Annotated in this window: 8 protein-coding genes; 7 read left to right on the plus strand and 1 reads right to left on the minus strand. The window is 61.6% G+C overall.

Annotated elements, in window-relative coordinates:
- Window positions 1-863: 863 nt before the first annotated feature.
- Together NKG99_RS35005 and soxR are read left to right on the plus strand one after the other, a co-directional pair.
- Complete coding sequence (locus NKG99_RS35005; RefSeq protein WP_352874003.1) at window positions 864-1,322, plus strand: tRNA (cytidine(34)-2'-O)-methyltransferase; 459 nt, start codon at window positions 864-866, stop codon at window positions 1,320-1,322.
- Window positions 1,323-1,444: 122 nt separating this feature from the next.
- Window positions 1,445-1,918, plus strand: a complete 474-nt coding sequence (gene soxR / locus NKG99_RS35010) for a redox-sensitive transcriptional activator SoxR (protein ID WP_136615932.1) — start codon at window positions 1,445-1,447, stop codon at window positions 1,916-1,918.
- A 154-nt stretch (window positions 1,919-2,072) separates the two neighbouring features.
- Here the strand turns inward: soxR and NKG99_RS35015 are convergent, their stop codons facing one another.
- Window positions 2,073-2,330, minus strand: coding sequence for a hypothetical protein (locus NKG99_RS35015; RefSeq protein WP_023760711.1), 258 nt, complete (start codon window positions 2,328-2,330; stop codon window positions 2,073-2,075).
- A gap of 169 nt (window positions 2,331-2,499) precedes the next feature.
- On the opposite strand from NKG99_RS35015, the gene hemF reads away from it, so the two are divergent.
- The 5 genes from hemF to NKG99_RS35040 all read left to right on the plus strand — a co-directional run bounded on the left by hemF (window position 2,500) and on the right by NKG99_RS35040 (window position 6,286).
- Entirely contained in the window at window positions 2,500-3,414 is a 915-nt protein-coding gene (gene hemF, locus NKG99_RS35020; protein ID WP_352874005.1) for an oxygen-dependent coproporphyrinogen oxidase, read from the plus strand.
- 301 nt (window positions 3,415-3,715) lie between these two features.
- Window positions 3,716-3,976 (plus strand): DUF1344 domain-containing protein, encoded by a 261-nt coding sequence (locus NKG99_RS35025; protein ID WP_352874006.1) that lies wholly within the window; start codon window positions 3,716-3,718, stop codon window positions 3,974-3,976.
- 228 nt (window positions 3,977-4,204) lie between these two features.
- On the plus strand, window positions 4,205-4,390 hold the full coding sequence (locus tag NKG99_RS35030; protein ID WP_109659722.1) for a DUF1059 domain-containing protein: 186 nt from the start codon (window positions 4,205-4,207) through the stop codon (window positions 4,388-4,390).
- A 249-nt stretch (window positions 4,391-4,639) separates the two neighbouring features.
- The gene (locus tag NKG99_RS35035; RefSeq protein ID WP_352874008.1) at window positions 4,640-5,218 is read left to right on the plus strand and encodes a hypothetical protein; all 579 of its coding nucleotides are present in this window, start codon (window positions 4,640-4,642) and stop codon (window positions 5,216-5,218) included.
- 87 nt (window positions 5,219-5,305) lie between these two features.
- The gene (locus tag NKG99_RS35040) at window positions 5,306-6,286 is read left to right on the plus strand and encodes a S8 family serine peptidase (protein ID WP_352874009.1); all 981 of its coding nucleotides are present in this window, start codon (window positions 5,306-5,308) and stop codon (window positions 6,284-6,286) included.
- Window positions 6,287-6,430: the final 144 nt, after the last annotated feature.

Below are 6,430 nucleotides of genomic sequence, written 5' to 3' on the forward strand. Positions count from 1 at the left end.
CCCCCCCCCCCCCCCCCCCCCCCCCCCCCCCCCCACCCACCCCCCCCCCCCCACCCCCCCCCCCCCCCCCCGCCCGCCCCACCCCCCCCCCCCCCCCCCCGCCCCTGCTTCGCGCAATATAGGGGCTCGCGGGCTTTTCGCCGACAGGTGCGCCGGACGACCCTGACGGCGCACTGTTCACGATCCGGATTTTCGCGCCGGGCCTGATCAGCCGGATGATCCGGCGCACCAGCGATGGCCGGCTCGGATCGGGGACCGCGCGCGAGAAATCGACATCCGGCAGCATGCCGCGATGCGGCCGGCGGCGAACCTCGGCATGAACCGCCGACGAATAGGTGTCGCCGATGAGCAGCGCCCAGGTCGGCAGTCGGTGGATATGCAGGCTCCTTGAGCCGGGTATTCTGTAGGGATCGAACATCGGTCCGTCCTCCGTGTGAAAATAGAGATGAAAAGGCGAAGCAATATCGTCCGCGGCATTCGGCCGGAGGCACGCATTGCGTCGGTCTGGACACGACGATGATCGTCGGTCTGGACATGCTCAGTTCGGGCGTTCAGCCCTTTTGACTTTTTGAAAAACATCGCAGGATTCCTTCGAAAGCCGAAAAATCGTTTCGGCGGGAATCGGTGCGATCAAGTCTTAGAGAGTCAGGAGAATCGTCGTACCGAAACCGCCGGCAGGCAGGTAAGCCCACGAGAGGGGCGCTGGATGTGCATGGTCATCATGAATTACCCCTCCATCGGTTCGGGTTGACAATGGAGCTGACATACCCGACTTCGCAGAAAATGGCCACCCGCGGGTCCAGCAATTTCCAAAACCGCGAGCCCGCTGTGGCCGATTTGCCACTTATTAGAAAGACGCGGAAATGAACTGTTGTCTCCGCATCGCGCTCTACCAGCCGGATATCGCCGGCAACACCGGGACAATCCTGCGCTTCGCCGCTTGCCTCGGCCTCGGCGTCGACATCATTGAACCGGCCGGTTTTCCGCTGTCCGACAAAGCGCTCAAGCGAGCCGGCATGGATTACCTCGAAATGGCTGCTCTGACCCGGCATGTCGACTGGGACGCCTTCGAGGACTGGCGCAAAGCCCGCGCGCACCGGCTGGTGCTGCTGTCGACCAAAGCCACGAGCCCTTACACCAGCTTTGCCTTCGCCGATGGCGACATACTGCTGTTCGGCCGCGAATCCGCAGGCGTTCCGGATCCCGTCCATCAGGCGGCGGATGCGCGGCTGACGATCCCCATGCAGGGCGCGGCGCGCAGCCTCAATGTCGCGCTTTCCGTCGCCATGGTGGCGGGCGAAGCCATCCGGCAACTCGGATAGGGGTTCGCCGGCTACTCCCGTCATCTTGACCCAGGCGCACATCGCCTCCTCCTTCGTTTGCAGATCCCTGGTTTCTTCGCTACAAGCTCAACTTAACTTGAGGTCAAGCAGAAAAATCAGAAATGGCACCGGTAACGGAATTGACGGTCGGCCAGGTGGCCATGCGCAGCGGTGTGGCGGTGTCGGCGTTGCATTTCTATGAGGCCCGCGGCCTGATCCGCAGCCACCGCACGTCGGGCAACCAGCGCCGCTACGGCCGCGACGTGCTGCGCCGTGTCGCGATCATCAAGGTGGCGCAAGAGGTCGGCATCTCGCTGGCCGAGATCGGCACGGCCCTGGCATCGCTGCCCGAGGGCCGCACGCCGACGCGCGATGACTGGAACCTACTGTCGACCGCCTGGCGTGACGGGCTCGATCACAAGATCGCCCAGCTGAAGAAACTGCGCGACGGACTGACCGACTGCATCGGCTGCGGCTGCATGTCGATCGACAAATGCCCGCTCAGAAACAAGGGCGACAGGCTGGCAAGGGAGGGGACCGGCGCGAGAAGGCTGGTGGCTCTTCCTTCTCCCCGTTCACGGGGAGAAGGTGCCTGAACGAAGTGAAGGCGGATGAGGGGCAGCGCCAGCATTGAGAGGTTCGCGCAGCCCTCACCTGCCTGCCGGCGTTGGTCGTTCGAAAAGCCAAGCAGTTGGCTTCTCGTCCGCTGCGCGGACCACTCCTCAACTCCCCGTAAACGGCGAGGAAATCCTAGTCAGCCGCCGGCAAGCGCCTGATGGTGAACTCGATCACGTCGCCCGGCCGCTCGAACCAGCTTTCGATTTCGGTCCAGTAGGCCTGCTTGGGAAAGCGATCGAACCATTCCTTGGCTTTGAGCCGCGCATCGGAGCGCGGCAGCACGAAGGTCTCCCGCAGGAAACCGTCGCGCGGCATGCGCGCGCGCTCAGCCCGGCTTTGGTCCAGCCTTTTCTTCAGGCCATCCAGCGGCGGTCTTGCCGGGGTGCGCACGAAACAACTCCTTGCACCTGGCGCATGCCTCCGAAATCGGAATCGAGTTTCGGAAAGGATCATGCGCAAAACCAAAGTGACTTGACCCTTGCCCTTAAGAGATTAGGGATCGCGCCGGCAAAAGACGAGTCATTTGTGGGACTCATCGCCCCGCAACCGGAGACGGCACTTGGAACGACCTGAAATACCGGCTGGCCTGCCCGCCGACATCGAACAGAAGAAGATGAAGGCGCGCCTGTGGTTCGAGACGTTGCGCGAACGCATCTGCGCTGGGCTTGAACAGATCGAACAGGATCTTGGCGGCCCGCTGGCCTCGTGGTCGCCAGGCCGTTTCGAAAAGACGCCCTGGGAACGCGACGAGGGCCGCGGCGGCGGCGGCACCATGTCGATGATGTACGGCCGCGTCTTCGAGAAGGTCGGCGTTCATACCTCGACCGTCCATGGCGAGTTCTCACCCGAATTCAGGAAGCAGATGCCGGGCGCCGAGGAAGACCCGCGCTTCTGGGCATCCGGCATTTCGCTGATCGCGCATCCCTGGAATCCCAACGTTCCGGCCGTGCACATGAATACCCGCATGGTGGTCACGTCCAGCCAATGGTTCGGCGGCGGCGCCGATTTGACGCCGGTGCTCGACCGCCGCCGCACCCAGGACGACCCCGACACGGTCGCCTTCCACCGCGCCATGCAATTCGCCTGCGAGAAGAACGCCGACGTTGCCGACTACCCGAAATTCAAAGCCTGGTGCGACGAGTACTTCTATCTTCCGCACCGCAATGAGCCGCGCGGCACCGGCGGCATCTTCTTCGACTGGCTGCATTCGGGTGAGGATAGAGGCGGCTGGAATGCCGACTTCAACTTCGTCCAGGATGTCGGCCGTTCTTTTCTCGTCGTCTATGGCCACCTCGTGCGCGCCAACTTCAACGAGAATTGGACCGACGGTGATCGCGACGAGCAGCTCATCCGCCGCGGCCGTTACGTCGAATTCAACCTGCTTCACGATCGCGGCACCATCTTCGGCCTGAAGACCGGCGGCAATGTCGAAGCGATCCTCTCCAGCCTCCCGCCCGAGGTCCGCTGGCCGTAACAAAATGGTGAGCGCGGCGTGAGCCGTATTGATGTCCCATTCGCTCGAAATGGGGCATCGAATGTGGCACAAGGTGCGGTGAAAAATTTCTTTTTCGTCTAATAGGCTCTTGAAAAGGCTGGTCTATTTGTTGCGCCGGGTCGGGAAGCGCCGGCGGTTCGCCTGAGCGCAATTCCAGGAAAATGTGAGACGGTTTTCCGTTCGGAATTGCCTCGAAACAAGCGAGCCGCGACCCGACGCGACCGGACGGCCCAGACGATGCGGGACACACCCTCGTCCCGCCCTTCAGGAGTACTTCACAATGCGCAAGATCATTGTTTCGGCTGCCGCCGCTGCCCTTCTCGCTTCCGGTTCGGTGACGTTCGCCGCCGTCAAGCACACCACCGGCACGATCAAGACCCTTGACGCAACGGCCATGAGCCTTGTCCTCGATGACGGATCGTCTTTTACGCTTCCCAAGACCTTCAAGGATCCGGGCCTGCAGGTCGGTGAAAAGGTCCGCGTCTCATGGGAGATGAGCGGCAAGAAAAAAATCGCCGAGGCTGTCAAGATCGCAAAGTGATGGCCGGCCAAGGCAGGGCAAGATGATGTCTGGTCCTGTTTCGCGCTAGCGCAAAAGGGCGAAGCAGCGCTGTTTCGCCCTTTTGCCGTTGACGGCGACCGATATCACCCCATCTGTGTTATGCATTCCGCCCGCTCCCGGATCCGCGGATTCAACCCTGGAATCGGACCATGAGCCAAGAAAGTGCCGGAGCCTCGGTCGGGCTCCACGGAGGAAAAGGAGAAACCAATGAAGGAATTTCACTGCGGGTCGCTCGTGCCCGGCTGTGACTGGCACACGCGTGCCGACGAGGAGGCCGAGGTCATGCGCCGCGCCGTCGAGCACATGCGCGAGACGCATGGCGAGACGGTCATCCGCGAGACGATGATCGAGGCGATCCGCTCGCGCATCGAGAAGGCCCGCGACGCGGCCTAGTCTTTGCCGCAGGATTCATCCGCAACACCAAACGAGCCGCGTTGGCGCTTCAAGATTGGTTGAAAAGCGCCATCGCGGACGTCCTGCCGGCCGCCGGCCAAAGAATTATATTTTCCTCAGCTAAAATAAACCCTGCGGTAACCGAACCCGTGCCACTGTCGGGCAAATAATCCGGCTACAGTGGGCTGCAAGAGAAGCCCGTCGTCACCAGGCACTGGTCCGGAATCGGTGGGGCGAGGTGTTTCGCGCATGCGCGAAAGTTCCGGCAATCGAGTGAGTTTTCGCACGACGGCGCTCCTGCTGTACGGGCTCCTTGCAGCGTCTCCGGCGATTGCCCAGGAACTGACCACATCGCTGGTCGACATCCACCAAGGCTCGCCGCTCAGCGATCGCGCGCGCGGCCTGGGCGGCGGCGGTTATGAACTGCAGGACGGAAGCCGGATATCGTTCAACCAATGGTACCACGCAAACTGGGTCGACATGCATGTCGAACTTTTGACCCAGATCACCGAAGACACCGGGATCCTCTGGGGATTAGGCACCGGAGAAGAAGGTGAGAAATATCGCATCGAGCCCAGCCTAAAGCTGGGTTTCCTCACGCAGATGCATCCGGGTCCGAACAGCACTCTTTCCTTGTCGCTCACCACGACCCTCGGCGGCAAGCTCACCGAAAAGCCATGCGAAGCGGACTACGGCGATTTGGGTACCTACAGCGTCAATTGTCGGCTCGCGGCCGGCGAGATGGCGCCAGAGGAGACCTTGAAATATCTGGTTAACGCTAAACCGGAGAGCCAGCACCTCTGGCTGAATTACCGTGTTACTTTCTGATCGCCGGGAGGATGCAAATGAGAAAATCATCTCGTCCCGAAATTTCGCGATCGCCCGTCCTGGTTCTTTTTTGAACGGAGTAAGAGCATGTCCGGTAGTTGCTTGAAATTCGTTATCGCCGCGGCTCTCACCACCCTGTCGGCGCCGATGGCTTCGGCACAGGAGGCGGTCAATGCGGACGAGATGGCCGCGCTGTGTCACGGCGGCGGCCGGTCCACATGCGTGAGTGCAACGATCCCGGCTGCAGGCACACAAGCGGTGCAGGGGTGGATGAGTCCCGACGTCGGCGCGGCATGGGCCGCGGGGTACAAGGGCAAGGGCGTCACGATTACGATCGTCGACGATTTCTCCAGTACTTCGCGCTTCTCGGGCAATTTCGGTGTCGGGGTTCAAACCCAGCGCCATGGTGAATGGACGCGCGAGGAAGCCGGCATGATCGCGCCCTTGGCGACCATCAGGTCGAAGGACTTTTCAACCAGCTCGGCCGTCAGCCTGACGCGTGGCCTGAACGTGCTCAATCTGAGCTATGGCATGTACGCCAACGCCGGTTACAGTTCGAACCAGATCGGATGGAGTCCCGAGGAAGCCTCCATCATCTCCTATGCCACCAAAGGGTCGGCCGTTATTTCGAAGGCGGCGGGCAACGATTCGGTTGCCGTGGGCGGCGTCACAGGCGGTCAGCAGGACTATCTCGACATCGCCCTGGTTGGCAAAGCCTCCGCGATCTTCGTCGGCGCCCTTTCGACGAACGGCACAACAAGCAACAAGGCCCAGCTTGCCTGGTACTCCAACTATGCCGGCTCCAACCCGCTCGTGCAAAGCCACTTTCTTGTGGTTGGCGTCGATGGGAGCAAGACAGGCCTGTATGGCACCTCCTTCGCGGCACCGATCATTTCAGGATATGCGGCGATACTAGGCAGCAAATTCACCAAGGCCACGCCGACCCAGATCACCAACGATCTGCTCAATACGGCTCGTACCGACACCCTGGTCGACTATAGCGCTTCCATGTACGGCAAGGGCGAAGCGAGCCTCTCACGCGCCCTGGCTCCCGTGGCAATCAGGTAGGTTCGCTCGCTCGACCACATTTGATCGTTACGTCGCGGAGCACAACCGTCGAGCCGTGGGCTAGCCCGAATATCTCACAGAGTTGAGGTGCATCGGGGCTCCGAATCAGGGAAAATGCTTCTGCGACAAAGACTTACCCTAGGC

It is taken from the genome of Mesorhizobium sp. M1409, assembly GCF_040317535.1.
Taxonomy (GTDB): Bacteria; Pseudomonadota; Alphaproteobacteria; order Rhizobiales; family Rhizobiaceae; genus Mesorhizobium.